This window comes from Conexibacter sp. SYSU D00693 (genome assembly GCF_017084525.1).
In the GTDB taxonomy this organism is placed as follows: domain Bacteria; phylum Actinomycetota; class Thermoleophilia; order Solirubrobacterales; family Solirubrobacteraceae; genus Baekduia.
Window position 1 is genome coordinate 54,592 of record NZ_CP070950.1, and the last position, 25,423, is coordinate 80,014.

The following is a 25,423-nucleotide window of genomic DNA, read 5'->3' on the forward strand; positions in this document are numbered from 1 at the left end:
GGCGCGAGCGCCGCGGGGTCCGTCCCGCGTACGCTGGCGGGCGGTGGACCCGTTCACGGTCATCATCCTCGGCGGGACGGTCGGGCTGCTCATCGCGCTGCTGCTCCTCGGGCTCATGGCGCCGGGCAACGGCTCGCGCCAGCTGGACTGGCGTCCGACCCGGACGGCCGAGCAGGAGGCCGAGATGGAGGCCGACGACCTCGAGCAGATGCTCGCCGCGGCCAACCGGCGCCGGCGCCGCCAGGGCCGGCCCGAGGTGACGGCCGACTCGCTGTCGGCCGACCTGGCGCGCGAGCGCGCCGCGCTGGCGGGCGGCGACCAGGAGGATGAGCAGATGGCCGAGGAGGAGATCCGGCAGATGGTCGAGCGCAAGAACGCGCGCCGGCGGCGCAAGGGCCTGCCCGAGCTGACCGTCGAGGAGGAGCGCGAGCGCCTGCGCCGGGAGGGCCTGGCGTGAGGCTGCTCATGGTCGGGGGCGGGCGCCACGGCCTCGCCCTCGCGCGCGAGCTCGTCGCCGACGGCCACGCCGTCCGGGCGGTCACGCGCGACGAGGCCAAACGCGGCGAGCTCGAGGCGGCGGGCTGCGAGTGCTGGATCGGCGACCCCGACCGGATCGGCACCCTGCGCTACGCCCTGGAGAACGTCACGGTCCTGCTGTGGCTCCTGGCCGGCGCCGACGCCGAGCCGCTCCACGGCTCGCGCCTGAAGATGATGCTCGAGAAGACGACCGACACCACGGTGCGGGGCGTGGTCTACGAGGCCGGCGGGCCGTTCGAGGCCTCAGGCCTGGCCGAGATGGAGCACGCGCTCAAGACCAACGAGATCCCGTTCGCGGTCCTGCGCGCCGACTGCGCCGACCAGGCCGCGTGGGTCGCGCGGGCGCGCGCGGCGATCGACGAGGTCCTGCAGGTCGAGCACGTCTAGGCGAGGTCTGGAACGCGGGAGTACCGGCGCGCGGTAGGGTCGCGCCATGCCGGAGATCTCCGCCGCCCGCTACCGCGCCGGGCAGGGCGAGCCGCTCGTCCTCATCCACGGCTTCACCGCGACCTGGCGCTGCTGGGAGCCCGTCCTCGCGCCGCTCGTCGCGCAGTTCGACGTGTTCGCGCCGACGCTGCCCGGCCACGACGGCGGAGCCGCGTGGCCGACCGCCGGGCGCTTCGGCCTGCAGGACGCCGTCGACCTGGTCGAGGCCGAGCTCGACGAGCAGGGGATGACCGGCCGGGTGCACGTGGTCGGCAACTCGATGGGCGGGACGATCGCCCTCGAGCTCGCGCGCCGCGGCCGGGCGCTGTCGTGCACCGCCCTCTCGCCGGGCGCCGGCTGGTTCCACGGCGACGCCGAGGGCGAGCGGATCATCAAGTTCTTCAAGCGCCAGCAGAAGATGGCGCGGGCGTCGGCGCCGCACCTCGACCGCGTGATGCGCCGGCCGGTCCCGCGCAGGCTGGCGCTGCGCGACGTGATGCTCCACGGCGAGCTGGTGCAGCCCGCCGACGCCGCGGCGATGACCCGCTCGTCGACCAAGTGCGAGGTCGTCGACCTGGTCTACGGGGCGATCCGCGACGGCTCGGCGATCCTCGCCGACCTCGGCGACGTGCCGGCGCCGGTCATCGTCGCCTGGGCCCGCCACGACCGGATCCTGCCGCTCGAGCGCCACGCCCCGCGCTTCCGCAACGAGATCAAGGACGTCGACTTCCGGATCCTCGAGGGCTGCGGGCACGTGCCGATGTGGGACGACCCGGCGCTCGTGGTCAAGACGATCCAGGACGGGGTGCAGGCGGGCCGCCGCGCCGCCGCGCAGGCCGCGGCCGCGTAGGCGGTCGCTGCGGAGGCGCGGGCGGGCCGCTCCCTCCTGCGCAGGTACGGGGCGACCCGCGCGGGTCCTCGTCTACCTCCCGGCCAGGTCGCGGTCGGCGCGCGCGTCGAGGCGCTCGAGGAGGTCCCCGAGGATCCGGGCCGTCGCGCCCCAGATCAGCTGGTCGCCCACGACGTACACGTCGGTGCGGAAGGGGATGCCCCGGCGCAGCAGCCGCTCGCGACGGTAGCCGGCGCGGAGGTCGTCGAGGCCGAGCTCGAGGATCGCGGCGACCTCGCCGGCCGAGGGCGTCCAGGCGTGGCCCGGCTCGATGAGCCCGACGAAGGGGTAGACGCTGAAGCCCGTCGCGATCGTCGGCACGGGCTGCAGGGCACCGACCACCTCGACGGCGTCGGGCGGCAGGCCGATCTCCTCCTCGGCCTCGCGCAGGGCGGTCGCGCCGAGGTCCGGGTCCTCGGGGTCCTGCCGGCCACCGGGGAACGAGATCTCGCCGGGGTGGCGGCGCAGGTCGTCCCGGCGCTTGGTGAAGACGAGGTGCGCCGCCCCGTCGTGGACGTAGAGCGGCACGAGCACGGCGGCGTCGGTGCCGCCGTGGACGACGATCCCCGCGGCCTCCTCGGGGTCCAGGAGGACCGGCGCGAGGCGGTCGCGCAGCTGCGCGCGGGAGGTGGTGGCGGCGGGGCTCAGGGCGCCGCGGGGAACGCCTGCTCGACGCGCTCGGCGAACATGACCTCGCCCTCGAGCGTGCGGTGCACGGGGCACTTGGCCGCGATCACGCGCAGGCGCTCGACCTGCTCGGCGCTGAGGTGGTCCGGGAAGCGCATGGTCAGGTCGAACTTCGTCGGACAGCCGCGCTCGGCCGGGGCGAAGTCGCAGACCACCTCGATGCCGCCGACGTCCCAGCCCTTGCGCTCGGCGTACATCTCCATGGTGATGGCGGTGCACGACGCGAGGCTCGCGGCGAGGAGCTCGAGCGGGTCCGGCCCGGCGTCCCTGCCGCCCTTGTCGAGGGGCTCGTCGGCCACGAGGCGGTGGTCGCGGACCTGGATGTGCTGCTTGAACGTCCCCGCGCGGGAGGACACCGCCTTCATGACCTGCGTCATGCCCTGGAGTATGCCAAGGGGTTGAACGTCAACCCGCTCGGCACCTTGGGGTGGAAGAACGTCGACTTCGGCGGCATGACCTCGCCGGTCGCGGCGACCTCGCGGACCTGCTCGACGGGGCTCGCGCGCAGGAAGAAGCCGCAGTCGTAGCGGCCGCTCGTGATGAGCTCCACGGCCTCCCGGTCCGTGCGCGAGTAGCCCAGGCCGTTGAGGTGGGCGACGTCGTCCTCGGTCATGCCCAGGACATCGCGCAGGACGAGGGCCTCGAGGACGGCGGTGTCGAGGTGGCGGAACGCGGCGGGCTTGTCCCGGAGGGCGGCGTCGGCGCGGGCCTGGTCCTTGAGGACGAGGCGGAAGGGCTGGTTGAAGTGGCGGTCGAGGTAGCCGAGCGTGAGGGGTCCCTGGCCGTCGGGCGGGCGCAGCTCGTCGGTGCTGTGGAGGGGCGTGACGTCGAAGAGCTCCTTGAGGGCGGTCCCGAGGCGCTCCTGGGTGACCGGGTCCTTGAGGTCGTCGAGGAGGCGGTGCGTGGGGAAGACCGCGAGGCCGGGGTCCTGCAGGGCGACGAGGTGGGCGAGGACGAAGCGGTGCGGGCCGTCCTGGGCGCCCTGTTCGTCGGCGTAGACGCGGGCGGTCTCGTAGCGGTGGTGGCCGTCGGCGATGAGGAGCTCGCGGTCGGCGAAGGGGGCGCAGACCGCGGCGAGGAGGTCCGGGTCGGTGATGCGGTGCAGGCGCTGCTCGGTGCCCTCGTCGTCGGTGGCCGAGGCGTAGAGGGGCGTGGCGTCGATCGCGCGCTGGAGGGCGTCGGTGACGGTGCCCTCGGGGTCGTCGTGCAGGACGAAGATCGGCGAGACGTTGGCCTTCGTCGCGCGGGTGAGCCGGAGGCGGTCCTCCTTGGGGCCGGGGTGCGTGCGCTCGTGCGGGCGCACGCCGCCGGGGCCGTAGGGCTGCACGCGCACGCGCGCGTGGACGCCGCGGCGGGTGCGCCGGCCGCCGCCGGGAGCGTCGAACTCCTGCTCGAGGACCAGGAGCGACGGCTCGTCGTCCTGCACGACGGCGCCCTGGTCGCGCCAGCCGTCGAGGAGGAGGGCCGCGTGGAGGTACGGGTCGCCGTCGGGCTCCGGGGCCTGGGGGAGGTCGAGGTGGACGGCGTTGTAGGGCGAGCGCGCGGCGAGGTCGGCGCGCTGCTGGGCGTCGAGGACGTCGTAGGGCGGCGAGATCAGGCGCGCCAGCGGGCCGGCGCGCTCGAGGTCGTGGCGCAGCGCTCGCAGGGGCTGGACGTCGGCCATGTCAGCCCGACGCTACCCCTCGGCTCAGCCGCGGACGCCGAACTCGGTGACGTAGGTGGCGGCGGGGAGGTCGCCGTCGACGCGCACGGGGGCGCCGCGGACGATGCCGATGCCGATGTGGCGGAAGCGCCCGTCGAGGATGTTGCGCTTGTGGCCGGGGCTGGCCATCCAGGCGGCGACGGTGCGCCGCGGCGTGGCGAGCTCGCCCGAGCCCCAGGCCAGGTTCTCGCCGACGGCCCAGGTGCGCGCGGCCTTCAGGTACGTCGTGCGCTTGAGGCGGCTGAGCATCGTCGAGCCGCTCGGGGCGTCGTGGGCGAAGAACTGGCCGGCGACCATCTCGCGGGCGTAGGACGTCGCGGCGCCGCGGAGCGTCACGTGCTCGCTGAGGGCGGTGCGGCCCTGCGCGCGGCGCTCCTTGTTGAGCAGGCACAGCGTGGCGCTGCGGATGCGGCCGAGGTTCGCGGCGGTCGGCAGGAGGTCGGCGTCGTTGCAGTCGGCGTTCGACTGGCGACGTGGGCTGACCTTGCTGGTCTTCCCGACCTTACCGGCCTTCTTGGAGATCGACGCGACCGCGCTCGTGGGCGCGGCGGGCGTCGTGGCCACCCCGGTGGTCCCGAGCAGCACGGCGCCGGCCGCGGCAGCGGCGGCGATGGAGCGGGTGACGGGGCGGTGCGGCATCCCGCCCTCCATCGGGGCCACCACCCCAGATCACGGACCGTCCAGGCCGCCGCTTGGACGCCTGTCCGACCGCCGTCCTGGACGTTCGTCTGACCCCCTCCCAGCGCCCGTAGACTTGTCCAAGGTCGCGGGGTGTAGCTCAGCCTGGTAGAGCACCGCCTTTGGGTGGCGGGGGCCGCCGGTTCAAATCCGGCCATCCCGACTGCGTGGTCCCGCACGGGGTCAGACCCCGTCGCATGCTCGGGGTCAGACCCCGTCGCATCCGGTGCCAGGGCCTGTCGCATGCTCGGGGTCAGACCCCGTCGCATGGGTGCCAGGGCCTGTCGCATGCTCGGGGTCAGACCCCGTCGCATCCGGTGCGGCGGCGGGTAGGGCTGGTGCATGGACTTCCGCAAGCTCACCAAGACGGCCAAGAAGGTCATCGACGACCGCGGTGGCAGTGCCGCGCTGAAGCAGGATGCCAAGGAGCTCGCCGACATCGCGCGCGGCAAGGGCACCATGCAGCAGAAGGCCAGCCGCGCCGCCGACGCCCTCCGCCAGCCCGGCGGACGTCCCGTGAACGAGGAGGACGAGCGGCCGCCGCAGAGCACCGGAGGCGCCGCGCCGCCCCCTGCGCAGGCCGGCTAGCGCGTCGCCACCGCCCGCCGCGCCTGTCAGCATCCCGCCCGCTGCCCCCGTAGCTCAGCTGGATAGAGCGGCTGCCTTCTAAGCAGCGGGCCGCAGGTTCGAGTCCTGCCGGGGGCGCTTGCCGGGAACGGAGATCGTCGCGAGCGTCGGCGCCGGTGAGGTGCTCGTCGTGGTCCTCATCGTCGCGATCCTCGCCGTCTACGCGCTGGCGATGGTCGTGCTCGGCATGAAGGGCCGGTGGGTCTGGCTCGCCGTCGGGGTCGTGATCGGACCGGTGGCCGTCGTCGCGGCGTTCCTGCCGGCCAAGCCCGGGTCGGCCTGGGAAGCGCGCCGGGGTCGCTAGCGCCGGCGGGGCGGCGCCGTGCGCCGCTGCGCCGCCGCACACGCGAGGCAGTGCACGCCGTCCGGCATGGCCTGCAGCCGTGCCGGCGGGATCTCCGCGCCACAGGCGTCGCACTGCCCGTAGGTCCCCTCGTCGAGCTTCGCGAGCGCCCGCTCGACCCGCGCGAGGCCGACCTCCGCCGAACCGCCGACACCGATGTCGGTGAGACGGCTCACCGCCTCGACAGTGCCGTCGCCGATCCGCTTGCCGAAGCCCTGCGCGGCGCCGAGCTCCGGCGTCTTCGAGAGGTCGGCGACCCGCTCGAGCAACCGCTCCCGCTTGGCCTCGAGCTGCGCGCGGACGGCGTCGTGCGTCGACGATGGCACGGCATCGGGGTACCCGGAGGGGCATGAGCTCACCAGCCGCGAGGACCAGTGCGTTGGTCCGCGCCGCGGGCCCGATCCTCCTGGTGCTCGTCGTCGGCGCCTCGTGTGCGGGCGCAGTCCGGCACCTTTGCCTCGCGCCGGGTCCGCCGGTCGACCGTCCCGTCCCCGGGACGCCTCGCGCGGAGCACTGCGAGGCGTACGCCGGCGAGGACCCGTGGCTGTTGCGGATCGCGGCCCCGGCCGGCGCCGTCCTCCTCGCCGCTGCCGCAACCCGGGCGCGCAAGCACGCCCTCGTCTGGCTGCTTGCCGTCGCCATCTCCATCGCACTCGTCGCGGAGGCGCTCGTCATCGACAGCCAGAGCTGGGCACCAACGGTCTGATCCGAGGACCGCCGCTCGACGCGCCTCCGCTGGCACGACGCCGCCCTGCGTGGTTGGCTCACGCCATGGGGATGGCCGAGTCAGAGGGCCCGCGGCCGCGGGGGATGGCGCCGAGTGCCCCGGCTTGGATCGCCAGCATCGTCTTCGCGACCTTCGTGTGGGAGGCCGTGGACGCCATCGGCGACGGGCGGTTCGAGGTCCTCGACTGGCTGAACCAGGCGACGGTCTTCCTGATCATCTTCGCCGTCGTCGCCGCCATGGGCGCCGTCCAACGTCGCCGCGGCAGGACCGGCTGGTGAAGCGGATCGCCGCGTTCTTCGAGCGGCATCCGTACGTCGGCGACGTCCTGTTCGCCGCGGGCTGTGGCGTCGTGATCGGGGCGACCGGCTGGCGCTACGACGAGCCAGGCCTCTTCGCCGGGCTGACGTCGTTCACCGGAGTCGCCGTGGCCCTCACCGCGATCACCGCGTTCGAGCGGCGGCGGCGTGCCCGCGGGCGCTAGGCCGCGCGCCGCAGCGCGTGACGCTCAGGCAGCGCCTCGACGGCGACCCGCACGACGACCCGCGCCGGACGGGACGGGTCCGCGAGCGAGAGGAAGTCGCGGACGTGGGCGGTGTGGGAGCAGAAGCCGCAGGTGAGCGGGTCCGCGGGGGAGAGGGGGCGGTCCGGGAGGGCCGGGGCGTCGCAGCTGGGGCAGGCGAGGGTGCCCGTGGCCATGGTGCGCGTCCGGGTGGACTTGCGCTCCTCGAAGGAGTCCGCGAGGCGCTGGACCGGGTCGGGCTGCATGCCGTGGGGATCGCCGATGCCGCGGTGCAGGCTCACCCGCCGGAGTCTAGGCCCGCCCTCGGGGTGCCCTTCCCTAGGGTCCGGCCGATGGAGCTCTCGCTGGACGAGCTGCGCGCGGCCGCCGGGATCGGCGTCGCGGGGAACTTCGCGGGCCACCTCGAGCAGGCCGGGGAGGCGTCGGACTTCGTGCACGTCCAGGCCGCCGCCGAGGCGCCCAAGGGGATCTTCCCCTGGTACCTCCCGAACGCGACCACGTTCGTCGGGACCTTCCCGCTCTCGCACGACACGATCGCGCTGCCCCCGCGCGACGCGCCCGGCGAGCTCCAGCTCGAGCCGGAGGTCGGCGTCCTGCTCACCGTCACCTACGACGACGCCGGCCCGGCCGCCCTGACGCCGCGCGCCATCGCGGCGTTCAACGACTGCTCCATCCGCCGCCCCGGCGCCAAGCGCATCAGCGAGAAGAAGAACTGGGGAGCGGCGTCGAAGGGCGTCGCGCGCACCGCCATCGCCCTCGACGACCTCGACCCCGCGGGGCCGACGAGCACCTTCCGCCTCGCCTGCTTGCTCACCCGCGACGGCGCGACCCACGCCTACGGCATCGACAGCCCGCTCCCGGGCTACTCGTACTACGGCGCGACCCTCCTGGACTGGGTCGTCGACCGCCTGCGCCATCAGCAGGGCGGCGACCCCACGCCGCTGGAGCCCGTCGGTGCCCTCCTCCACGAGGCCGGCCGCCCGCAGACCGCCCTCGTCGGCATCGGCGCGACGCGCTACACGCCCTACGGCGAGACCACCTTCCTCCAGGACGGCGACGTCGCCACCGTCGTCGTCTACGACGGCGCCCGCAGCACGCCGCAGGACGTCGAGCACGCCGTCGCCGCCGGCGACGCCCACGCGCTGCCTGCCGCGTCGGTGCTGCGCCAGGCCGTCCGCGGGCAGGACTGACCTCGTGACGGCCGGCCCGACGACCACGCCGACGCGGCCGGCCACCGACGAGCCCGACCTCCCGTTCGACCCGCGGCGGCTGGCGCTGCGGGTCGGCGCGTTCGTCGCCGTCGCGGCGGTGGGCATCCTGGCGCTGGCGACGCTCCCTGGCGTCGGCGAGGTCCGCGACCGCTTCGACGCGGCCGACTGGCACTGGATGGGCGTCGCCGCCGCGTGCTCGCTGGCCTCGATGCTCGGCTTCGTCGCGGCGCTCCTCGGCGCCTTCGACCGCGTCGTCCCGTTCCGCGTCGCCGTCGACCTGGGCTTCGCCGAGCAGGGCACGAACGTCCTGCTGCCCGCGGGCGGCGCCGGCGGCCCGGCGTTCGGGACGTTCGTCATGCGCCGCGCCGGCGTCCCCGCCCAGCTCGCCGCCGAGCGCCACGTCGCGCTCTTCCTCGTCACGAGCCTCGTGAGCTTCGTCGCCCTCGTGCTCGCGGGCACCGCGGTGTGGACGGGCCTCCTGGACGGCGAAGGGGTGCACGCGGTCGGGTCGATCCTCCCCGCGGCGTTCGGCGCCGTCGTCCTCGCCGCCGCGCTCGGCTTCGCCCGCGCCGGCGCGCCCGCGCCCACCCCGCCGGCCGGCCGCCTGCGCGTGCTCGTCTGGCGCCTGCGCGGCTTCCTGCACGGCGGCGTGCGCACGAGCATGGACCTGGTGCGCCGCGGCGACCTCCTGCTCATCGCGGGCGCCGTCGCCTACTACGCCGCGGACGTCGCCGCGCTCGCCGCCGCCTTCCACGCCTTCGGCGACGACACGCCGCCCGTCGGCGTCTTCGTCCTGGCCTACACCCTCGGCCACGCCGGTGCGCTCATCCCGACGCCGGGCGGCGTGGGTGGGACCGACGGCGGCCTCATCGGGATGTTCGTCCTGTACGGCGCGCCGCTGGGCCTCGCGACCGCCGCGGTCCTCGGCTACCGCGTCTTCCAGCTCGGCCTGCCCGTCGTCCTCGGCGCCGTCAGCCTCCTGCGCATCCGCCACCGCCTGCGCCACGGCCCGTCGCGCGAGCAGGTCGCCGCCCGCTTCGCCGAGCTGGACGTGCGGTCGGTCACACACTGAGCCTCCGGGGGTCCGCGCCGCGACAGCACGACGGTCGGCACGCCGGGACCGGGCACCTGTGCGCTCACGCTGCCGCGGTGCCGTGACCCGGGCTGTGGCGGCGCCCTCTCCCAGAAGCCCCGACCTCCGGCCACCGCGCCGGAGCAGGAGACGCCATGCCGCACAGCCCGACGCCCCAGGCGCCGGCCGGGTCCACCTTGGCCGACGCCACCCTCGCCGACCTCCCCAGCAGCATCGCCGTGCCGACCTACGACCGCTCGGCCCTGACGCCGTCCGTCGTCCACCTCGGGGTCGGTGGCTTCCACCGCGCCCACCAGGCCGTCTACCTCGACGACCTCGCCGAGCAGGGCATCAGCACGGACTGGGGGATCACCGGCGTGTCGCTGCGCCGCCCGGCGATGCGCGACGCCCTCGTCCCGCAGGACGGCCTCTACACCGTCGTCGAGCGCGACGAGCGCTTCGACCGTCCGCGCGTCATCGGTGCGCTCCAGCGCTGCCTGTTCGCGGGCGAGGACGCGGAGGAGGTCATGGCCGCGCTGACTGACCGCCGCACGCGGCTCGTGACCCTAACCCTCACCGGCGGGGCCTACGACGCCGGCGAGGACGACGAGGACCTCGACCGCCCCGGGACCGCCTTCGGCTGGATCGCCGCGGCCCTGCGCCGCCGGCGCGCCGACGGCACGCCGCCGTTCGTCGTCCTCTCCTGCGACAACGTCCCGGAGAACGGCGCCGCCGCCCGGCGCGCCACGCTCGAGGTCGCGCGGCGCCATGACGCCGACCTGGCGGGCTGGATCGCCGAGGCGGTCCGCTTCCCCAGCAGCGTCGTCGACCGCATCACCCCCGAGACGACCGACGACCTGCGGGCGCTGCTCGCCGAGCGCCACGGCGTGGTCGACCAGTGGCCCGTGGCCACCGAGCCGTTCCGCCAGTGGATCGTGGAGGACGCGCTGGGCGTCGACGGCCCGCCGCTGGACCAGGTGGGCGTGCAGCTCGTCGCCGACGTCGCGCCGTACGAGCGCATGAAGAAGCGCCTGCTCAACGGCGGCCACTCGGCGCTGGGCTACGTCGGCTACCTGCTCGGCCACCGCGACACCTCCGGCGCCATGGCCGACCCGCTCGTGCACGACTTCCTCGACCGGCTCATGGCCGACGAGGTGGCGCCGCTCCTGCCCGAGGTCCCGGGGATCGACCTGGACGAGTACCGCCGCTCGCTGCTGCGGCGCTTCGCCAACCCGGCGGTCGGCGACCAGCTCGCGCGGCTCTGCGGGCGCGGGTCGACGAAGGTCCCGTCGTACCTGCTGCCGTCGATCGAGGAGGCCCGCGAGCGCGGCCGCCCGCACGAGCTCCTGACGCTGGCCGTCGCCGCGTGGGTGCGCTACCTGCGCGGCACCGACCTCGAGGGGCGGGAGATCGCGATCCGCGACGCCCGCCTCGACGAGCTCCAGCCGCTGGCCCAGGAGGGCGGTGACGACCCCGCGCCGCTGTTCGAGCGCACCGACGACGTCTTCGGCTGGCTGGCCGACGACCCGATGCTCGTGCGCTCGGTGGAGCGGGCGCTCAGGGCCCTCGAGCGCGACGGGCTGCGCTGCACGGTCGAGGCGTACGTCCGCGCAGAGGCGGGCAGGGTGGCTGCGTGACGACCGAGACGCGCGCGCTGCTGCTGGACGCCGACGGCAACCTCTTCCCCTCCGAGGAGCCCGCGTTCGTCGCCTCGACCGAGGTGACCAACCGCTTCCTGGAGGCCCACGGCGTGCAGCGCCGCTACGAGCCCGAGGAGCTGCGGCTCGCCACGACGGGCAAGAACTTCCGCACCACGGCCGTCGACCTCCTCGCCGAGGCCGGGATGGCCGACCGGCTCAGCGCGGAGGCCCTCGAGCGCTGGGTCGCCGAGGAGCGCCGCGCGGTCAGCATCTACCTGGGCGAGGTCCTGCGCCCGGACCCGGCCGTGCTCGAGCCGCTGACGCGGCTGGCGGCCGGCCACACGCTCGCCGCCGTCTCGTCCAGCGCCACGCCACGCCTGGCGGCGTGCTTCGCGGCGACCGGGCTCGACGAGCTCCTGCCGCCCGAGGTGCGCTTCAGCGCCGAGGACTCGCTGCCCGTGCCGACCAGCAAGCCCGACCCGGCGGTCTACCTCCACGCGCTCGAGCGCCTCGGGCTGGACGCCGCGCAGGCGCTCGCCGTCGAGGACTCGGTGCCCGGCGCCCAGTCGGCGGTCGCCGCCGGCATCCCCACGATCGGCAACCTCTGCTTCGTCCAGCTCCCCGAGCGCGACGAGCGGCGCGTGGCGCTGCTCGAGGCCGGGGTCGCGACGGTCGTCACGTCGTGGGACGAGGTCGAGGACGCGGTGGCCTCACCGGTCCCTTGACCTCGACCGCGCTTGAAGGTGCAGCATGCGCGCTATGCCCACCGCAAGCGTCCAGATCATCGACGAGGCCACGTCCTGGGACGGCGTCGAGGTCCATCCGCCCGGCGAGCGTGGCGAGGTCGCGCTCACGGTCAACGGCTGGGAGATCGGCCACCTCCACGGCGACCGCGCCGCGCACTTCGCCTTCGCGGTCGCCGACGCCGACCGCCTGCGCGAGGAGGGCCGGATCGAGCCCCACCCCGCGTTCCCGACCTCCCGCGCCCTGGCGGCGCGGCGGATCGCCACGCAGGAGGACGTCGACGACGTCCTCGCCCTCCTGCGCCTCAACCACGAGCGCCTGCGGGCCCGCGCGCCCAAGCGCGCGAAGGACGCCGCCTAACGGACGCCGAGCAGGTCCACGACGAAGACGAGCGTCTCGTCGGGCCCGATCACCGGCGGCGCGCCGCGCTTGCCGTAGCCGAGCATCGGCGGGATCGTGATGCGCCGCCGGCCGCCGACCTTCATGCCCTCGACGCCCTGGTCCCAGCCCTGGATGACCTGGCCCTTGCCGAGCGAGAACCTGAACGTGTCCCCGCGGTCCCAGGAGGCGTCGAACTGCTCCTTGGTCGACCAGCCCACGCCGACGTAGTGGACCTCGACGACCTTGCCGGCGACCGCCTCGTCGCCGTCGCCCACCTCCAGGTCCTCGAGCTCGAGCTGGTAGGACGGCGGGCCGTCCGGGACCTCGACGGTGGGCTTCTCGCTGGGCGCCATGTCCCAGCACGCTAGCGGCGGAGGGGACTGGGGGGCCTGATCCCCCCAGTCCCACGCCACGGACTACGCGGCGGCCAGCGCCGCCGCGTCGCTGTACGTGTCGCCGCGCTCGGCCTTCTCCACGAGGGAGGCCGGCGGCTCGAAGCGCTCGCCGTACGTCGCGGCGAGCTCACGGGCGCGGGCTACGAAGCCGGGCAGGCCGCCCTCGTAGCCGTTCATGTACTGGACGACGCCGCCGGACCAGCCCGGGAAGCCGATGCCCAGGATGGAGCCGATGTTCGCGTCGGCCACCGTCTCGAGCACGCCCTCGTCGAGGCACTTGACCGTCTCGAGGGCCTCGGCGAAGAGCATGCGCTCCTCGAGGTCCTTGAGCGAGATCGTCGACGGGTCCTCGACCGGCGGGAACAGGTCGCGCAGGCCCTTCCACAGGCCCGTGCGCTTGCCGTCCTCGTACTCGTAGAAGCCGGCGCCGCGCAGGCGGCCCGGACGGCCCGCCTCGATCATCGCGTCGATGACCGCCTCGGACGGGTGGTCGGCCCAGGGCGAGCCCTCGGCGTCCGCGGCCTCCTTCGTGGCCTTGCGGATCTTGACCATCAGCTCCATGTTCAGCTCGTCGGAGAGCTGGAGCACGGGGGCGGGGTAGCCGGCCTGCGAGGAGGCCTGCTCGATCGACGCGGCCGGGACGCCCTCGGCGAGCATCGCGATGCCCTCGTTGATGAACGTGCCGATGACGCGCGAGGTGAAGAAGCCGCGCGAGTCGTTGACGACGATCGGCGTCTTCTTGATCGCCTTGGCGACGTCGAGCGCGCGGTACAGCGTCTCGTCGGTCGTCTGCTCGCCCTTGATGATCTCCAGCAGCGGCATCTTGTCCACCGGGCTGAAGAAGTGCAGGCCGATGAAGTCGGCCGGGCGGGAGACGCCCTCGGCGAGGCCGGTGATCGGCAGCGTCGAGGTGTTGGACCCGAGCAGCGCGCCCTCGGCGAGGTACGGCTCGATCTCGGCGAAGACCTGCGCCTTGACCTTCGGGTCCTCGAAGACGGCCTCGATGACCAGCTCGGCGTCCTGCGCCGCGGACGGCTCGGTGGTCGGCGTGATCCGCGCGAGCAGGGCGTCGCCCTTCTCCTGCGTGACCTTGCCGCGCTCGACGCCCTTGGCGACGAGCTTCTCCGAGTAGCCCTTGCCCCGCTCGGCGGCGGCCTGGTCGACGTCCTTGAGGACGACCTCCATGCCGGCCTTCGCGCAGACGTAGGCGATCGCGGCGCCCATCATCCCGGCACCGAGGACCACGACCTTCTTGGGCTGGAACTCCTCCAGGCCGTCCGGACGCCCGCCGCCCGACGCGCGGCCGTTGACGGCCTGCATGTCGAAGAAGAACGCCTGGATCATGTTCTTGGCGACCTGGCCGGTCACGAGGTCGGTGAAGTACCGGCCCTCGATCTCGATCGCGTTGTCGAAGTCGACCTGGGCGCCCTCGACGGCCGCGGCCATGATCGCCTTCGGGGCGGGGTAGTTGGCGCCCTTGAGCTGCTTGCGCAGGTTGGCCGGGAAGGCCGGCAGGTTCTGCGCGAGCTTCGGGTTGGACGGCGCCCCGCCCGGGATCTTGTAGCCCTTGACGTCCCAGGGCTGGACGGCCTCCGGGTTCTCGGCGATCCACTTCTTGGCCGCCGGGAGGAGCTCGTCGGGGCTCGAGACGACCTCGTCGACGAGGCCCTTCTCCTTGGCCTGGGTCGCCGAGTAGCGCTTGCCCTGCAGCAGCCACTGCATGAGCGCGTCGACGATGCCGACCATGCGCACGGTGCGCACGACGCCGCCGCCGCCCGGCAGGAGGCCGAGCTGGACCTCCGGGAAGCCGAGCTGCACGCCCTTGGCGTCCAGCGCGATGCGGTGGTGGGTGGCCAGGCAGATCTCGAGGCCGCCGCCGAGCGCCGCGCCGTTGATGGCGGCGACGACCGGCTTGCCGAGCGTCTCGAGGCGGCGCAGGTCGGCCTTGACCTCGCGCACCATCTGCGCGATCTCGCCGGCCTGCTCCTTCGTGGCCTTGTGGAGGTCGTTGAGGTCGCCGCCGGCGAAGAACGTCTTCTTGGCGGACGTCAGCACGACGCCCGTGATCGAGTCCTTCTCGGCCTCGAGGCGGTCCAGCGTGGCCGCCATCGAGGTCTTGTAGGCCTCGTTCATGGTGTTGGCCGACTGGTTGGGGTCGTCGAGCGTCAGGACGACGACGCCGTCGTCGTCCTGGTCCCAGCGGATCGTGGTCGACTCGGCCATCAGCGGATCGCCTCGACCACGGTCGCGATGCCCATGCCGCCGCCCACGCACAGGGTGGCGAGGCCGTAGCGGCCGCCCGTGCGGTGCAGCTCGTCGATGATCGTGCCGAGGATCATCCCGCCGGTCGCGCCGAGCGGGTGGCCCATGGCGATGGCGCCGCCGTTGACGTTGACCTTCTCCATGTCGAGGTCCATGTCGCGGACGAAGCGCAGGACGACGGCCGCGAAGGCCTCGTTGATCTCGACGAGGTCGAGGTCGTCCTTCGTGATGCCGGCCTTCTCGAGCGCCTTGCGCGACGCCGGGGCGGGGCCCGTGAGCATGATCGTCGGGTCGGCGCCCGAGACGGCGGTGGCCAGGATGCGGGCGCGCGGCGTGAGGCCGAGCTCCTCGCCGGTCTTCTCGTTGCCGATGGCCAGCAGCGACGCGCCGTCCACGATGCCCGAGGAGTTGCCCGGGGTGTGGACGTGGTTGATCTTCTCGATCCAGTGGTACTTCTGGAGCGCGACGGCGTCGAAGCCGCCCATCTCGCCCATGACCTCGAAGGACGGCTTGAGCTTGCCCAGCGTCTCCGTGGTCGTGCCCTTGCGGATGAACTCGTCGTGGTCGAGGACGACGTTGTCGTTGAGGTCGAGGACCGGGATGACCGAGTTCCCGAACCGTCCCTCTTCCTGAGCTCGTGCAGCCCTCTCCTGCGAGCGGGCGGCGTAGGCGTCGACGTCGTCGCGGCTGAACTCCTCGACGGTGGCGATGAGGTCCGCGCCGACGCCCTGCGGGATGAAGGCCGTGTCGTAGTTCGTCTCCGGGTCCATCGCCCACGCGCCGCCGTCCGAGCCCATCGGCACGCGCGACATGGACTCGACGCCGCCGGCGAAGACGAGGTCCTCCCAGCCGGAGGCGACCTTCTGGGCGGCGATGTTCACGGCCTCGAGACCGGAGGCGCAGAAGCGGTTGAGCTGCACGCCGGCGACGGTGTCGGGCAGGCCGGCCTTGATCGCCGCGGTCTTGGCGATGTCGGCGCCCTGGTCGCCGACGGGGGAGACGCAGCCGAGGACGACGTCGTCCACGCGCTTGGGGTCGAGGTTGGTGTTGCGCGAGAGCATCTCGTGCATGAGGCCGACGACGAGGTCGACCGGCTTGGTGGCATGCAGCGAGCCGTTGCTCTTGCCCTTGCCACGGGGGGTGCGGATCGCGTCGAAGACCAACGCGTCGGTGCCTGGCATGTGATCCCTCTTCTGGTCGTTCCGGAGGCGCGCGCTTGACAGAGCGTCGTGTCGCGCCCGACATTCAACTATCGGTGCCGAGCGCGTGCCGCAGAGACTACTGGCTGACTGGCCAGCCAGTGGCGTCGCGGCGGCCGCCCCTCGCGTGCGCGCGTCTAGACTGGGGCCGATGACCGAGGCCGCGCCGACCTGGACCGAGCACGCGACCGCGCGGCTGTCCGAGGCGGGCTTCCGGCGCGGCGGGGCGCGCCAGGCCGTCGTCGAGCTGCTGGGACGCCAGACCTGCGCGGTCAGCGCCCTCGAGATCGAGGAGGCCCTGCGCGACGCGCCGCGGCGCCCGGCGCGCGCGTCGATCTACCGCGCGCTGGACGAGCTCGAGCGCCTGCGGCTGGTCTCGCGCATCGAGGTGGGCCAGGGCATCGCGCGCTACGAGGCCCTGCACCCCGGCGGCGCCCATCACCACCACCACCTCGTCTGCGACGACTGCGGCGAGATCCAGCCGTTCGCCGACGACGAGCTCGAGCGGACGATCGGCCGCGTCTCCAGGCGCGTGGCCTTCGACGTCGCCGAGCACGAGATCGTCCTGCACGGCACCTGCGGCGACTGCCGCGAGCAGCGCTAGCCCGTCGCCGGGAGCGCCCGCGCGGTCCGGGCCGCCGCGGCGGCGGCCAGCCAGGCGCCGACGAGCACCAGCGCGATCGTCGCGCCCGCCGCCGTACGGGCGTGGAAGGAGACGTAGAGCCCGGCCCAGCCGGCGCCGACGGCGATCGTGCAGGCGGCGGCGAGCTGGGTGCGCAGCCGGTGGCAGAGCTCCCGTGCCGCGGCCGCCGGAGCCACGAGGACGCTGACGACGAGCAGGTTGCCCAGGCCCTCGGTGGCCACGAGCACGACGAGGGCCAGCAGGCCGAGGAGCGCGGCGTCGAGCCGCCCCGCGCGCAGGCCCAGGGCGCCGGCGCCCGCCCGGTCGAAGGCCGTCGCCGCCAGGCGCGGGTGCAGGACCCACAGCGCGGCGGCCAGGACCGCGAGGAGCGCGGCGCCGCGCAGCAGCGCGCCGTCGGTCGTGCCGAGGACGTCGCCGAAGAGCAGCTCGGCGAGCCGCGGGGGGACGTCGGGGGACAGGGCGAGCAGGACGCCTGCACCGAGGAAGCCGGTGACCACGACCGCCGTCGCCGTGTCGCGGCCGAGCTCGGGCACGCGGCCGGCGAGCGCCACCGCGAGGGCCGCGACGGCGAGGCCGGCGGCACCGCCGAGGACGAGCGGCAGCCCGGCGAGCGCGGCGACGACGAGCCCCGGCAGGAGCGCGTGCGACAGCGACTCGGCGGCGTAGGAGAGCCCGTTCCACACGACCCACACGCCGATCGCGCCGCCCGCGAGACCGAGCAGTACGACCTCGGCGAAGGCGCGGCGCAGGACCGGGTCCTGCCACGGGTCCAGCAGGGCGTCCACGTCAGCGTGCGTCGCGCCCGCAGACCGGCAGCGCGACGACGTCGGCGCCGTAGGCGCGGGCCAGCACCGCGGCGTCGAGCACCGACGGCGCCCCGAAGGCGACCTGCTCGCCGTTGAGGCACAGCACGCGCTCCCAGCGGCGGGCCTGCTCGACGTCGTGGGTGGCGACCAGCAGTGCCCGGCCCTCGGCGGCGAGGTCGGCCAGCAGCGCCTCGAGACGGTGGGCGCTGGCCGCGTCCAGGCCGGTGAACGGCTCGTCGAGCAGGAGCACGGGGGCGTCCTGCACCAGCGCGCGGGCGACGAGCACGCGCTGGCGCTGGCCGCCGCTGAGCTCGCCGAAGGTCGTCCTGGCGCGGTCGCCCAGGCCGACGCGCTCCAGCGCCTCGTGCGCGCGCCGGCGCTCTGCGCGCCCCGGCCGGCGCCACCACGCCAGCCGCGACAGGGCGCCCATCACGGCCACGTCGAGAGCACTGACCGGGAAGTCCAGGCGCGAGCGGTCGGTCTGGGGCACGACGGCGCAGCGCGGCAGCTCGAGCCGGCCCGCGAGCGGGGCCAGCTCGCCGAGCAGCACGCGGAAGAGCGTCGTCTTGCCGCCGCCGTTGGGGCCGAGCACCGCGAGGCGCTGCCCGGGCCGCACGTCGAAGGAGACGCCGGTGAGCGCGGGGGCGCCGCCGTAGCCGGCGACGAGTCCCTCCGCGCGCACCAGCGGGGTCAGGACCGGCTCGGGCATCCCTGCCGTCCGTCGGTCAGGCCGCGCACCAGGCGGTCGGCGTTGGCCTGCAGCGCGCCGAGCACCGTCGCGCCCGGCGAGCCGGCGGGACCGAGCGTGTCGGCGTACAGCGCGTCGCCGATCCGGGCGCCCGCGGCTCGGGCGACGGTCCGGGCTAGCTGCGGGTTGAGCGAGCTCTCCGGGAAGACGACGCGCACGCCCTCGTGGCGGATGGTGCGGCGCAGCTCGGCGAGGTCGCCGGCCGAGGCCTGCGCCTGGGTCGTCGTCGACGGGATGACGGCGCCCACGACGTGCAGGTCGTAGCGGTGGGCGAAGTACGCGAACGCGTCGTGGTCGGTGACGAGCTGGCGGTCGTCGTGGGGGATGCGCGCGAAGCACGCGGCGACCGTGCGGTCGGTGCGGCGGGTGCGCTCCACGTACCGGCGGGCGGCGGCGTCGAAGGCGGCGCGCCCCGCGGGCGCGGCGTCGCCGAGGGCGCGGGCGATCCGCGCGGTCGCCGCGACGACGTTGCGCGGGTCGTGCCACCAGTGGGGGTCGGTGTCGCCGTGGTCGTGCGCCTCCTCGCCGGCGTGCTCGTCCTCGGCGCCGTGGTCGTGGCGGGCCTCCTCACCGGGCTCGAGCACGACGGGCCGGCCCTTGCCGGCGTCGAGCACGCGCGCCGTGCTGCCGGAGCGGTCGACGACCTCCTGCACCCAGCCGTCGAGCCCGTCGCCCGAGGCGACGACCAGCTTGGCCTCCGCCACGGCCCGCACGTCGCTCGGGCGGGGCTCGTGGTCGTGGGGGTCGCTGTTGGGCTCGAGCAGCTGCACGACCTCGACGCGGTCCCCGCCGACCTCCCGGACCAGGTCGCCCATCTGCGTCGTCGTGGCGACCACCTGCAGCCGCCCGGCGCCCGGGTCGTCGTCGCCGCCGGAGCCGCACCCCGCGGCCCCGACGGCGGCGACGACCGCCGCGGCCCCCACCGCGGCGTGCCGCCCCCTGCCGGGCGAGCGCAGCGCCCGCCCCAGCGCGACGAGCACGAAGACGCTCGCGCCGAGCGCCGCGATCGTCGCGCCGGGCGGCGTGTCGAGCTCGAGCGCGAGCCAGACGCCGGCCACGCCCTCGGCCACCACGAGCCCCACCGTCGCGACCTGCCACGTGGCGAGGCGCCGGCAGACCAGCCGCGTCGTCGCGGCGGGCACGACGACGAGCGCCGGGACCAGCAGCGCGCCGAGCGTCGTCAGCGCGGCGAGCGCCAGCAGCGCGACCAGGGCGACGAGCAGCGCGTCGGTGAGGCGGGGGCGTGCACCGAGCGCCCGCGCGCTCGTGCCGTCGAAGCCGACGGCGAGCCATCGCGGTCCGAGCGTGAGCGTCGCCAGCGCGGCGATCGCGCTCGCGGCGCCGGCCAGCACCAGGTCCCCGTCGTCGACCAGGAGCAGGCTGCCGAAGAGCAGCGACTCGACGCTGGCCTGCGACCGGAAGACGTCGCTGGCGAGGACGACGCCGGCGGCGACGGCGGCGACCAGCGCGAGGGCGGTGTGCGCGTCGTGGCGCTCACCGCCCCGGCGCGCCGCCCACGCGACGCCCGCGGCGCACGCGCCGCCCGTCCCCGCCGCCCCCAGCACGGCGGCGAAGCCCAGGCCGTCGGCGACGACGAGGCCGGGGAAGGTCGCGGTCCCGACGGCGTGGGCGAGGAACGCCAGGCCGCGCAGGACGACCCACGTCCCGACGAGGCCCGCGGCGACGGCCAGGAGCACGACCTCGAGGAGGGCGCGCTGGGCGAAGGGCAGGGTCAGGAGGTCGGGCACGGCGCCGCACAGTACACCAGAACGAGACCCAGTCTCATGAACGGACGCGAAGCGGTACGGTGGCGCCATGTGCATGCAGTGCGCGATGGGGGCGATGACGGCGGGTGCGGCGGCGACCGGCGCGCGGAGCTACCTGCAGACGCGCGCCTGGGCGTGGCTCACGTCCGCCCGCCTGCACCGCATCACCGTCGTGCTGCTCGTCGCCGCGGTGCTGGCCGCCTCGACGCTGCTGGCCGGCAGCGGCGGCTGATCGCTCAGCGCCGCTGCACTGGTCAGCCCTCGTGGTGGCGGGCGTGGGCCTCGGCCACGGCGTCGAGCAGCGACCGCAGGTGCAGGGCCTTGCTCACGAACGCCAGACCGCCGGCGTCGCGCACGAGCTCGCGCCACGACTCGTCGGAGCTCATCGCCACCGCCGGCACCCCCGCGGCCGCCGCGGCCCGGATGACGTGGAAGCCGTCCGGCCCAGGCGGCATGTGCACGTCGGTGAGCACCAGGTGTGGTCGCAGCGCGAGGGCGGCGACGGCGTCCAGCGCGTCGGCGACCGCCGCCAGCAGCGTGAACCGCGGGTCCGCCCGGACCGCGGCGGTGAGCGCCGCGCGCCAGGCATGGTCGTCCTCGGCCACCAGCAGCCGGATCGGCTGCCCTTCGTCCTCTGCGCCGCGCTCCCGGGCCGTCCAAGCCCCGCGTCCGGCGTCCTGCCGCGCGTCCATCGCGCCTCCCCGACTCAGGTACCTCCGGCGGTCCGTCTCCGGCCGCCCTTCCCCTGTCGGGAATCTTGGTCGGGACCTGACGCGCTGTCGACCCGGCTCCCCAGAAGTGACGATGGCGTCATGTCCGGTGTCGGACACCACGAGCTGATCACCGGGCCGTCCGGGCCCGTCCGTACGGTCCGCCCATGGAGGTCGTCGTCGTCATCGTCGTCCTCGGCGCGCTCGCCGCCGGGGCCGTCGCCCTCTCGCGCCGGCGCTCCGCGGACGCTGAACGCCGGGCGGTGCTCGAGCGCGGCGCGCTGCAGTCGCCGCTGGACGAGCAGCGGATGCTGACCGGCGACGTCCGGCGCCTGGCGCCGGGCGACGTCGTCCACCACGACGGGACCGACTTCCTCGTCGACCGGACCGTCGAGTTCGACGAGGACGGGTTCCGCTGGCACGAGCACCTGCTCCTCGACGCGATCGGCGGTCGCAGGCTGTGGCTGTCGGTGGAGGACGACGAGGGCGTCGAGGTCGCGGTGTGGGAGAAGCTCGGCGGGCTCGACCTCGACCCGACCGCGCCGGAGGTCGTCCACGAGGGCGTCACCTACCGGCGCGAGGAGCGCGGCCGGGCCCGGTTCGTCGTCCGCGAGGCGGCGGGGGAGCGCGAGCGCGGCGAGATGGAGTACGCCGACTTCGTCGCGGGCGACAAGCGGCTGGGCTTCGAGCGCTACGGCACGGGCGGCTGGGAGACGTCGCTGGGGACGGTCGTGCCCGAGGCGGCCCTCGACGTCTACCCCAAGGGCGCATGAGCGCGCTCGACGACGCGCTGCTCGACGAGCTGGCGCTGCGCTCGCGGCTCAACGCGCTGGTGCACGAGCGCTCCGAGGCGCGCCAGGAGGCCGAGCGGCTGCGCGTGCGCGCCGGCGCCGCCGGGGCCGACCCGGACCTCGGCGCGCTGGCCGAGCGCTGGGAGGCGGTCGTCGCGCGGGTGGGCACCGAGCTCGAGCACCAGCGATCGCGGCTGCGCGAGCAGGAGGCGCTCGTCGCGCGCCTGCGCGCGGAGGCCGGCGGCGCGTGATCGCCCAGCTCGACGTCCCGTTCGCCGACGCGCGGGCGTCGAACCTGCGGTTCTCGCTCGCGCTCGAGGAGCAGCCCGCGCTCGGCCGGTGCGTCGTGGCGGCCGGCGGGGTGGAGGTCGAGCTGCGGATCCTCGGCGCGTCGCACCAGGCGATCGCCCGCTGCGACGGCACGGAGCTGCGCGAGACGGTGGCGTGCGTGCCCGGCGCCGACACCGCGGTACCGGGCTGGCTCGAGCGCCACGACGGACCGGCGCGCTACGTCTTCCGCTCGTCGGTCGAGCGGCCGGGGGCGGTGGCGCTGCGCGAGCGCGCCGCCGAGCTGCGGGCGGCCGCGGAGACGGACGCCGCCGCGATCGTCGGCGTCTTCCCGGGCGCGCGCGAGGCGCTGACCGCGATGCTCTGCCGGCCGGTCGAGGGCGGCGCCGCGTGGACGACGTGGCACCTGTACCCGGGCACGGGCGAGGTCGTCCGCACGCACAGCCGGCTGGTGGTGGCGTGACGGTCGGGCGCTGGGGGCTCGTGGTCGCGGTCGTCGGCCTGCTCGTCGTGGGCTACTCGGTCGCGCGCGGGACGAGCTCGGTGCGCGGCTTCGTCGAGGACCGCTGCCGGTCGACGGGCGTCGAGCGCGACCCGCAGGGCCGGCGCGCCGATGCCTTCACCTGCCGCGAACGTCCGTCGGTGCTCGCCGCCGCGCTGGCCAAGCGCCACAAGCCGGCCGAGCGGCGGACGACCGCCTCGGGCCTCTTCCTGCGCTACTCCAACCAGATGGTCGGCGTGCTCGGCGGCCCGGGCGGGCGCGGGTCGAAGGTCCTGCTCGCGCGCGAGCGCGACGGCTACGGCTTCTTCTACCCGTACGTCGGCGGGTGGTGGGGGACCTACAGCGGCCGCGGGGAGTCCTTCCGCGGCGGCGGTCCCGGAGGCGGCAAGTGAGGCGGGCGCTCGTCGCGCTGCTGTGCGCCCTGGCGAGCGTGCTCGCGCTGCCCGCCGCCGCCCACGCGCTGCTGCTCGAACCCGCCGACGCGACGGAGCTGGCCAACGACCTCGCGGACGCCTTCGAGGCCCAGGGCGTCTGCTACGGCTGGGAGATCCGGTTGAGCGACCAGGGCTCGCCGAGCCAGCAGGTCGGCTCGAGCTTCGGCCCCGACCAGCCGCTCGAGCTCGGCGACGCGCGCTGCACGAAGGGCAGCGTGAAGCTCGACGTCGACGTCACGTACACGAGCGAGTCCAGCGAGTCGGAGGACTCCGCGACCTTCGTCGTGCTCACGGACCGCTACGACGAGGTCGCGCTCACCGACGGGCTGCGGGCACTGGGCTTCGGCGACGGCGACCTCCTGGGCGGCGACGACGACACGGCCGTGGTGAACATGGCCGGCGCGCTGCCGGCGCTCGTCGCCGACCAGGCCGGCCTGCCCTACGTCCCCTTCGAGCCGACCACGCAGCCCGCCGCGCAGCAGGGCACGCCGACGAACTCGCCGGGCAGCGACTTCCTGCGCGAGAACGGGACGACGCTCGGCCTCGGGCTCGTCCTCCTCGTGGGCGGCGTCGCGTGGTTCTTCTGGGCGCGGCGCAAGGAGCGCAGGACCGCCCCGCCGCCACGCACGACGCCCGCCACCACCTCCACGACCCAGACGGAGCGCTGATCGCCGATGGACCTCCAGGACTTCGCCCACGACCTGCTCGCCGGCCTGCTCTACGGCGGGGTCGGCATCGCGCTGATGATGGCCGGCTTCATGGTGCTCGACATGCTCACGCCGGGCAAGCTCGCGCACCTCATCGTCCACGACCGCCGTCGCGACGCGGGCATCGTCGTCGCCGCCGGCTTCCTGGCCGTCGGCGCGATCGTCACGTCGGCGATCCTCGCGTCGGAGGGCGACCTCGACAAGGGCCTGGCCGAGACCGCGGGCTTCGGCGCCGTCGGGCTCATCCTGCTCGCGGTCGCGTTCGTCTCGCTCGACCGGCTCATGCCCGCCAAGCTCGGGGAGATCCTCGCCGACGAGCACGAGGACCCGGCGGCGGCGTACGTCACCGGGGCGGCGCTGGTCGCGGTGGGCGCGATGATCGCCGCGGCGATCTCGTAGCGGTGGCGGTCGCCCAGGCGCCCCTGCCGCTGCCCGCGGCGCTCGGGCCGCGCGGCGCCCGCCGCATCGTCCTGGGCGCGACGCTCGTCTGCGCGATCTGCGGGTTCGCCTACGAGCTGGTCATCGTCGCGCTGGGGACGGTCCTGTTCGGCTCGTCGACCGAGCAGACGGCGCTGGTGCTCGGGACGTTCGTCGCCGCGATGGGCCTCGGCTCGTGGGCGGCGGGACGGGTGCCGACGACGCGCGCGGTCGAGGGCTTCGTCGCGGTTGAGTGCGCGGTCGCCCTGGCGGGCGGCCTCTCGGCGCTCGGGCTGTTCGCCGCCTACGCGTGGCTCGACCTCTACGCGCCGGCGGTGCGGATCGTCAGCGTCCTGCTCGGCGCGCTCGTGGGCGCGGAGATCCCGCTGCTGGTGTCGATCGTCGGGCGGCTGCGCAGCGAGGCGGCGGGCCGGGCGGTGGGGACCCTGCTGGCGGCCGACTACGTCGGGGCGTTCGCGGTCGGCCTGGCGTTCCCGCTGGTGATCCTCCCCGCGCTCGGCCAGGTCCAGGCGGCACTCGCGTTCGGCGCGGTCAACGCCCTGGGCGGCGCGGTCGTCCTCTGGCTGCTGCGCGGGTGGATCTCCCGCACCGCGGTGGCGGTGCTCGGCGCCGCGCTCCTGGCCGTGCTGGCGGGGCTGGGCGTGGCGGCGGCCACCGCGGGGTCGGTGGAGGCCAGCGCGCGCCAGGCGCTCTACGACGACCCGATCGTCGCCCACGTCCAGTCGCGCTACCAGGACATCACGCTCACCGAGTCGCTCGACGGGCGCGACGTGCGCCTCTTCCTCAACGGCGACCTGCAGTTCTCCTCGGTGGACGAGCGCCGCTACCACGAGGCGCTCGTGCACCCGGTGATGGCGGGCCGCCACGACCGCGTGCTGGTCCTCGGGGGCGGTGACGGGCTCGCGCTGCGCGAGGTCCTGCGCTACCGCGACGTGCGCCACGTCACGGTCGTCGAGCTCGACCCGGCGGTCGTCCGGCTCGCGCGCGAGCGGCCGGAGCTGCGCCGGCTCAACGGCGGCGCGTTCGCCGACCCGCGCGTCGAGGTCGTCAACCGCGACGCGTTCAGCTGGTCGCGCGGCGCGGCGGCGGCGAGCTACGACGTCGTGCTCGTCGACCTCCCCGACCCCGACTCGGAGGACCTCGCGAAGCTCTACAGCGTCGAGCAGTACGGGATGCTCGGGCGCCGCGTGCTGGCCCCCGGCGGGCGGCTCGTGGTCCAGGCCGGCTCGCCGTGGTTCGCCCCGGAGGCGTTCTGGTGCATCGAGCGGACGGTCGCGGCCGCTGGGCTGGCGACGCGGCCGTACCACGTCGACGTGCCGTCCTTCGGCGACTGGGGCTACGTGCTGGCCCAGCGAGGCTCGCGCCCGCCGGCGCTCGGGCTCGACCCGCCGGCGCGGCTCGCGACGCTCGACGCCCCGACGCTGCGCGCCGCCGCGACGTTCGCGCCCGACCGCCGGCGGCTGCGCGTGCGCGCGTCGACGCTCGACCGGCCGTCGATCGTCCGCTACAGCCGTCGCGGGTGGCGCGACGAGTGAGCTAGCGTCCGGTTC

At 75.0% G+C, this 25,423-nt stretch carries 35 protein-coding genes and 2 tRNA genes; 24 read left to right on the forward strand and 13 right to left on the reverse strand.

Annotation, left to right across the window (positions count from 1 at the left end; translation table 11 throughout):
* Positions 1–43: 43 nt before the first annotated feature.
* From JUB12_RS00270 to JUB12_RS00280, 3 genes are read left to right on the forward strand one after another with little or no spacing between them, the layout of a single operon-like run.
* A complete protein-coding gene (locus tag JUB12_RS00270) occupies positions 44–457 on the forward strand; it encodes a hypothetical protein (RefSeq protein WP_205697623.1) in 414 nt (137 codons plus the stop codon).
* Complete coding sequence (locus JUB12_RS00275) at positions 454–924, forward strand: NAD(P)H-binding protein (RefSeq protein WP_205697624.1); 471 nt, start codon at positions 454–456, stop codon at positions 922–924. Before JUB12_RS00270 ends, JUB12_RS00275 begins: the two co-directional genes overlap by 4 nt.
* A gap of 46 nt (positions 925–970) precedes the next feature.
* The gene (locus JUB12_RS00280; protein ID WP_205697626.1) at positions 971–1,813 is read left to right on the forward strand and encodes an alpha/beta fold hydrolase; all 843 of its coding nucleotides are present in this window, start codon (positions 971–973) and stop codon (positions 1,811–1,813) included.
* Between the two features lie 72 nt (positions 1,814–1,885).
* On the opposite strand, the gene JUB12_RS00285 is transcribed toward JUB12_RS00280, so the two are convergent.
* The 4 genes from JUB12_RS00285 to JUB12_RS00300 all read right to left on the reverse strand — a co-directional run bounded on the left by JUB12_RS00285 (position 1,886) and on the right by JUB12_RS00300 (position 4,880).
* Positions 1,886–2,386 carry a CoA pyrophosphatase gene (locus JUB12_RS00285; RefSeq protein ID WP_241004365.1) on the reverse strand — a complete coding sequence of 167 codons (501 nt, stop codon included), beginning with the start codon at positions 2,384–2,386 and terminating at the stop codon, positions 1,886–1,888.
* A gap of 110 nt (positions 2,387–2,496) precedes the next feature.
* A complete protein-coding gene (locus tag JUB12_RS00290; protein ID WP_241004366.1) occupies positions 2,497–2,916 on the reverse strand; it encodes an OsmC family protein in 420 nt (139 codons plus the stop codon).
* A complete protein-coding gene (locus JUB12_RS00295; RefSeq protein ID WP_205697628.1) occupies positions 2,913–4,202 on the reverse strand; it encodes a DUF1015 domain-containing protein in 1,290 nt (429 codons plus the stop codon). Before JUB12_RS00295 ends, JUB12_RS00290 begins: the two co-directional genes overlap by 4 nt.
* Before the next feature lie 24 nt (positions 4,203–4,226).
* Positions 4,227–4,880, reverse strand: coding sequence for a CAP domain-containing protein (locus JUB12_RS00300; protein ID WP_205697629.1), 654 nt, complete (start codon positions 4,878–4,880; stop codon positions 4,227–4,229).
* A gap of 128 nt (positions 4,881–5,008) precedes the next feature.
* On the opposite strand from JUB12_RS00300, the gene JUB12_RS00305 reads away from it, so the two are divergent.
* The 4 genes from JUB12_RS00305 to JUB12_RS00320 all read left to right on the forward strand — a co-directional run bounded on the left by JUB12_RS00305 (position 5,009) and on the right by JUB12_RS00320 (position 5,850).
* Positions 5,009–5,082, forward strand: a tRNA-Pro gene (locus JUB12_RS00305).
* Between the two features lie 179 nt (positions 5,083–5,261).
* Entirely contained in the window at positions 5,262–5,507 is a 246-nt protein-coding gene (locus tag JUB12_RS00310; RefSeq protein ID WP_205697630.1) for a hypothetical protein, read from the forward strand.
* A gap of 43 nt (positions 5,508–5,550) precedes the next feature.
* Positions 5,551–5,624: transfer RNA gene (locus JUB12_RS00315), tRNA-Arg, on the forward strand.
* Position 5,625: 1 nt separating this feature from the next.
* Positions 5,626–5,850: a hypothetical protein gene (locus JUB12_RS00320; RefSeq protein WP_205697631.1), complete on the forward strand. Its 225-nt coding sequence runs from the start codon at positions 5,626–5,628 to the stop codon at positions 5,848–5,850.
* Here the strand turns inward: JUB12_RS00320 and JUB12_RS00325 are convergent.
* Positions 5,847–6,215, reverse strand: a complete 369-nt coding sequence (locus tag JUB12_RS00325; RefSeq protein WP_205697632.1) for a TraR/DksA family transcriptional regulator — start codon at positions 6,213–6,215, stop codon at positions 5,847–5,849. The genes JUB12_RS00320 and JUB12_RS00325 overlap by 4 nt on opposite strands.
* Positions 6,216–6,298: 83 nt before the next feature.
* Between JUB12_RS00325 and JUB12_RS00330 the strand changes: the two genes are divergently transcribed.
* The 3 genes from JUB12_RS00330 (at position 6,299) to JUB12_RS00340 (ending at position 7,097) form a co-directional block, all read left to right on the forward strand.
* The gene (locus tag JUB12_RS00330; RefSeq protein WP_205697633.1) at positions 6,299–6,595 is read left to right on the forward strand and encodes a hypothetical protein; all 297 of its coding nucleotides are present in this window, start codon (positions 6,299–6,301) and stop codon (positions 6,593–6,595) included.
* A 71-nt stretch (positions 6,596–6,666) separates the two neighbouring features.
* On the forward strand, positions 6,667–6,894 hold the full coding sequence (locus JUB12_RS00335) for a hypothetical protein (protein ID WP_205697634.1): 228 nt from the start codon (positions 6,667–6,669) through the stop codon (positions 6,892–6,894).
* The gene (locus JUB12_RS00340; protein WP_205697635.1) at positions 6,891–7,097 is read left to right on the forward strand and encodes a hypothetical protein; all 207 of its coding nucleotides are present in this window, start codon (positions 6,891–6,893) and stop codon (positions 7,095–7,097) included. Before JUB12_RS00335 ends, JUB12_RS00340 begins: the two co-directional genes overlap by 4 nt.
* Here the strand turns inward: JUB12_RS00340 and JUB12_RS00345 are convergent.
* Positions 7,094–7,417 (reverse strand): hypothetical protein, encoded by a 324-nt coding sequence (locus JUB12_RS00345; RefSeq protein ID WP_241004367.1) that lies wholly within the window; start codon positions 7,415–7,417, stop codon positions 7,094–7,096. The genes JUB12_RS00340 and JUB12_RS00345 overlap by 4 nt on opposite strands.
* A gap of 51 nt (positions 7,418–7,468) precedes the next feature.
* On the opposite strand from JUB12_RS00345, the gene JUB12_RS00350 reads away from it, so the two are divergent.
* The 5 genes from JUB12_RS00350 (at position 7,469) to JUB12_RS00370 (ending at position 12,163) form a co-directional block, all read left to right on the forward strand.
* Positions 7,469–8,326: a DUF5718 family protein gene (locus JUB12_RS00350; RefSeq protein WP_205697636.1), complete on the forward strand. Its 858-nt coding sequence runs from the start codon at positions 7,469–7,471 to the stop codon at positions 8,324–8,326.
* Between the two features lie 4 nt (positions 8,327–8,330).
* Complete coding sequence (locus tag JUB12_RS00355; protein WP_205697637.1) at positions 8,331–9,419, forward strand: lysylphosphatidylglycerol synthase domain-containing protein; 1,089 nt, start codon at positions 8,331–8,333, stop codon at positions 9,417–9,419.
* A 155-nt stretch (positions 9,420–9,574) separates the two neighbouring features.
* The gene (locus tag JUB12_RS00360; protein ID WP_205697638.1) at positions 9,575–11,056 is read left to right on the forward strand and encodes a mannitol dehydrogenase family protein; all 1,482 of its coding nucleotides are present in this window, start codon (positions 9,575–9,577) and stop codon (positions 11,054–11,056) included.
* On the forward strand, positions 11,053–11,784 hold the full coding sequence (locus JUB12_RS00365) for an HAD family phosphatase (protein ID WP_205697639.1): 732 nt from the start codon (positions 11,053–11,055) through the stop codon (positions 11,782–11,784). The genes JUB12_RS00360 and JUB12_RS00365 overlap by 4 nt, the downstream gene beginning before the upstream one ends.
* A gap of 34 nt (positions 11,785–11,818) precedes the next feature.
* Entirely contained in the window at positions 11,819–12,163 is a 345-nt protein-coding gene (locus JUB12_RS00370; RefSeq protein WP_241004368.1) for a luciferase family protein, read from the forward strand.
* On the opposite strand, the gene JUB12_RS00375 is transcribed toward JUB12_RS00370, so the two are convergent.
* From JUB12_RS00375 to JUB12_RS00385, 3 genes are all read right to left on the reverse strand, one after another.
* Positions 12,160–12,537: an FKBP-type peptidyl-prolyl cis-trans isomerase gene (locus JUB12_RS00375; protein WP_205697641.1), complete on the reverse strand. Its 378-nt coding sequence runs from the start codon at positions 12,535–12,537 to the stop codon at positions 12,160–12,162. The genes JUB12_RS00370 and JUB12_RS00375 overlap by 4 nt on opposite strands.
* A gap of 63 nt (positions 12,538–12,600) precedes the next feature.
* Positions 12,601–14,802, reverse strand: coding sequence for a 3-hydroxyacyl-CoA dehydrogenase NAD-binding domain-containing protein (locus JUB12_RS00380; RefSeq protein WP_205697642.1), 2,202 nt, complete (start codon positions 14,800–14,802; stop codon positions 12,601–12,603).
* Complete coding sequence (locus JUB12_RS00385; protein ID WP_205697643.1) at positions 14,802–16,022, reverse strand: acetyl-CoA C-acetyltransferase; 1,221 nt, start codon at positions 16,020–16,022, stop codon at positions 14,802–14,804. The genes JUB12_RS00380 and JUB12_RS00385 overlap by 1 nt, the downstream gene beginning before the upstream one ends.
* 169 nt (positions 16,023–16,191) lie before the next feature.
* Here JUB12_RS00385 and JUB12_RS00390 point away from each other — a divergent pair, with 169 nt between their 5' ends.
* Positions 16,192–16,644 carry a Fur family transcriptional regulator gene (locus JUB12_RS00390; RefSeq protein ID WP_205697644.1) on the forward strand — a complete coding sequence of 151 codons (453 nt, stop codon included), beginning with the start codon at positions 16,192–16,194 and terminating at the stop codon, positions 16,642–16,644.
* On the opposite strand, the gene JUB12_RS00395 is transcribed toward JUB12_RS00390, so the two are convergent.
* The 3 genes from JUB12_RS00395 to JUB12_RS00405 are packed head-to-tail and all read right to left on the reverse strand — an operon-like array spanning position 16,641 to position 19,985.
* Complete coding sequence (locus JUB12_RS00395; RefSeq protein WP_205697645.1) at positions 16,641–17,468, reverse strand: metal ABC transporter permease; 828 nt, start codon at positions 17,466–17,468, stop codon at positions 16,641–16,643. The genes JUB12_RS00390 and JUB12_RS00395 overlap by 4 nt on opposite strands.
* A gap of 1 nt (position 17,469) precedes the next feature.
* On the reverse strand, positions 17,470–18,198 hold the full coding sequence (locus JUB12_RS00400) for a metal ABC transporter ATP-binding protein (protein ID WP_205697646.1): 729 nt from the start codon (positions 18,196–18,198) through the stop codon (positions 17,470–17,472).
* Positions 18,180–19,985 (reverse strand): metal ABC transporter solute-binding protein, Zn/Mn family, encoded by a 1,806-nt coding sequence (locus JUB12_RS00405; protein WP_205697647.1) that lies wholly within the window; start codon positions 19,983–19,985, stop codon positions 18,180–18,182. Before JUB12_RS00405 ends, JUB12_RS00400 begins: the two co-directional genes overlap by 19 nt.
* Positions 19,986–20,052: 67 nt before the next feature.
* On the opposite strand from JUB12_RS00405, the gene JUB12_RS00410 reads away from it, so the two are divergent.
* Complete coding sequence (locus tag JUB12_RS00410; protein WP_205697648.1) at positions 20,053–20,235, forward strand: hypothetical protein; 183 nt, start codon at positions 20,053–20,055, stop codon at positions 20,233–20,235.
* 22 nt (positions 20,236–20,257) lie between these two features.
* Here the strand turns inward: JUB12_RS00410 and JUB12_RS00415 are convergent, their stop codons facing one another.
* Positions 20,258–20,695 carry a response regulator gene (locus JUB12_RS00415; protein ID WP_205697649.1) on the reverse strand — a complete coding sequence of 146 codons (438 nt, stop codon included), beginning with the start codon at positions 20,693–20,695 and terminating at the stop codon, positions 20,258–20,260.
* Positions 20,696–20,880: 185 nt separating this feature from the next.
* On the opposite strand from JUB12_RS00415, the gene JUB12_RS00420 reads away from it, so the two are divergent.
* From JUB12_RS00420 to JUB12_RS00450, 7 genes are read left to right on the forward strand one after another with little or no spacing between them, the layout of a single operon-like run.
* Positions 20,881–21,486: a DUF4178 domain-containing protein gene (locus tag JUB12_RS00420; protein WP_205697650.1), complete on the forward strand. Its 606-nt coding sequence runs from the start codon at positions 20,881–20,883 to the stop codon at positions 21,484–21,486.
* The gene (locus JUB12_RS00425) at positions 21,483–21,755 is read left to right on the forward strand and encodes a hypothetical protein (RefSeq protein ID WP_205697651.1); all 273 of its coding nucleotides are present in this window, start codon (positions 21,483–21,485) and stop codon (positions 21,753–21,755) included. The genes JUB12_RS00420 and JUB12_RS00425 overlap by 4 nt, the downstream gene beginning before the upstream one ends.
* Positions 21,752–22,255 carry a DUF2617 family protein gene (locus JUB12_RS00430; RefSeq protein ID WP_205697652.1) on the forward strand — a complete coding sequence of 168 codons (504 nt, stop codon included), beginning with the start codon at positions 21,752–21,754 and terminating at the stop codon, positions 22,253–22,255. The genes JUB12_RS00425 and JUB12_RS00430 overlap by 4 nt, the downstream gene beginning before the upstream one ends.
* The gene (locus JUB12_RS00435) at positions 22,252–22,686 is read left to right on the forward strand and encodes a DUF4247 domain-containing protein (RefSeq protein ID WP_205697653.1); all 435 of its coding nucleotides are present in this window, start codon (positions 22,252–22,254) and stop codon (positions 22,684–22,686) included. Before JUB12_RS00430 ends, JUB12_RS00435 begins: the two co-directional genes overlap by 4 nt.
* Positions 22,683–23,396 (forward strand): hypothetical protein, encoded by a 714-nt coding sequence (locus tag JUB12_RS00440; RefSeq protein ID WP_205697654.1) that lies wholly within the window; start codon positions 22,683–22,685, stop codon positions 23,394–23,396. Before JUB12_RS00435 ends, JUB12_RS00440 begins: the two co-directional genes overlap by 4 nt.
* A 6-nt stretch (positions 23,397–23,402) precedes the next feature.
* Positions 23,403–23,834, forward strand: coding sequence for a DUF350 domain-containing protein (locus JUB12_RS00445; protein ID WP_205697655.1), 432 nt, complete (start codon positions 23,403–23,405; stop codon positions 23,832–23,834).
* A gap of 2 nt (positions 23,835–23,836) precedes the next feature.
* The gene (locus tag JUB12_RS00450) at positions 23,837–25,408 is read left to right on the forward strand and encodes a polyamine aminopropyltransferase (protein ID WP_205697656.1); all 1,572 of its coding nucleotides are present in this window, start codon (positions 23,837–23,839) and stop codon (positions 25,406–25,408) included.
* The last annotated feature ends 15 nt before the right edge of the window (positions 25,409–25,423 follow it).

Coding starts and splice junctions, on each gene's coding strand:
- JUB12_RS00375 (WP_205697641.1), bottom strand. CDS start 12,537: ATGGCGCCCAGCGAGAAGCCCACCGTCGAGGTCCCGGACGGCCCGCCG.
- JUB12_RS00360 (WP_205697638.1), top strand. CDS start 9,575: ATGCCGCACAGCCCGACGCCCCAGGCGCCGGCCGGGTCCACCTTGGCC.
- JUB12_RS00290 (WP_241004366.1), bottom strand. CDS start 2,916: ATGACGCAGGTCATGAAGGCGGTGTCCTCCCGCGCGGGGACGTTCAAG.
- JUB12_RS00385 (WP_205697643.1), bottom strand. CDS start 16,022: ATGCCAGGCACCGACGCGTTGGTCTTCGACGCGATCCGCACCCCCCGT.
- JUB12_RS00280 (WP_205697626.1), top strand. CDS start 971: ATGCCGGAGATCTCCGCCGCCCGCTACCGCGCCGGGCAGGGCGAGCCG.
- JUB12_RS00350 (WP_205697636.1), top strand. CDS start 7,469: ATGGAGCTCTCGCTGGACGAGCTGCGCGCGGCCGCCGGGATCGGCGTC.
- JUB12_RS00370 (WP_241004368.1), top strand. CDS start 11,819: ATGCCCACCGCAAGCGTCCAGATCATCGACGAGGCCACGTCCTGGGAC.
- JUB12_RS00425 (WP_205697651.1), top strand. CDS start 21,483: ATGAGCGCGCTCGACGACGCGCTGCTCGACGAGCTGGCGCTGCGCTCG.
- JUB12_RS00400 (WP_205697646.1), bottom strand. CDS start 18,198: ATGCCCGAGCCGGTCCTGACCCCGCTGGTGCGCGCGGAGGGACTCGTC.
- JUB12_RS00390 (WP_205697644.1), top strand. CDS start 16,192: ATGACCGAGGCCGCGCCGACCTGGACCGAGCACGCGACCGCGCGGCTG.
- JUB12_RS00420 (WP_205697650.1), top strand. CDS start 20,881: ATGGAGGTCGTCGTCGTCATCGTCGTCCTCGGCGCGCTCGCCGCCGGG.
- JUB12_RS00415 (WP_205697649.1), bottom strand. CDS start 20,695: ATGGACGCGCGGCAGGACGCCGGACGCGGGGCTTGGACGGCCCGGGAG.
- JUB12_RS00445 (WP_205697655.1), top strand. CDS start 23,403: ATGGACCTCCAGGACTTCGCCCACGACCTGCTCGCCGGCCTGCTCTAC.
- JUB12_RS00310 (WP_205697630.1), top strand. CDS start 5,262: ATGGACTTCCGCAAGCTCACCAAGACGGCCAAGAAGGTCATCGACGAC.
- JUB12_RS00335 (WP_205697634.1), top strand. CDS start 6,667: ATGGCCGAGTCAGAGGGCCCGCGGCCGCGGGGGATGGCGCCGAGTGCC.
- JUB12_RS00380 (WP_205697642.1), bottom strand. CDS start 14,802: ATGGCCGAGTCGACCACGATCCGCTGGGACCAGGACGACGACGGCGTC.
- JUB12_RS00300 (WP_205697629.1), bottom strand. CDS start 4,880: ATGCCGCACCGCCCCGTCACCCGCTCCATCGCCGCCGCTGCCGCGGCC.
- JUB12_RS00295 (WP_205697628.1), bottom strand. CDS start 4,202: ATGGCCGACGTCCAGCCCCTGCGAGCGCTGCGCCACGACCTCGAGCGC.
- JUB12_RS00410 (WP_205697648.1), top strand. CDS start 20,053: ATGTGCATGCAGTGCGCGATGGGGGCGATGACGGCGGGTGCGGCGGCG.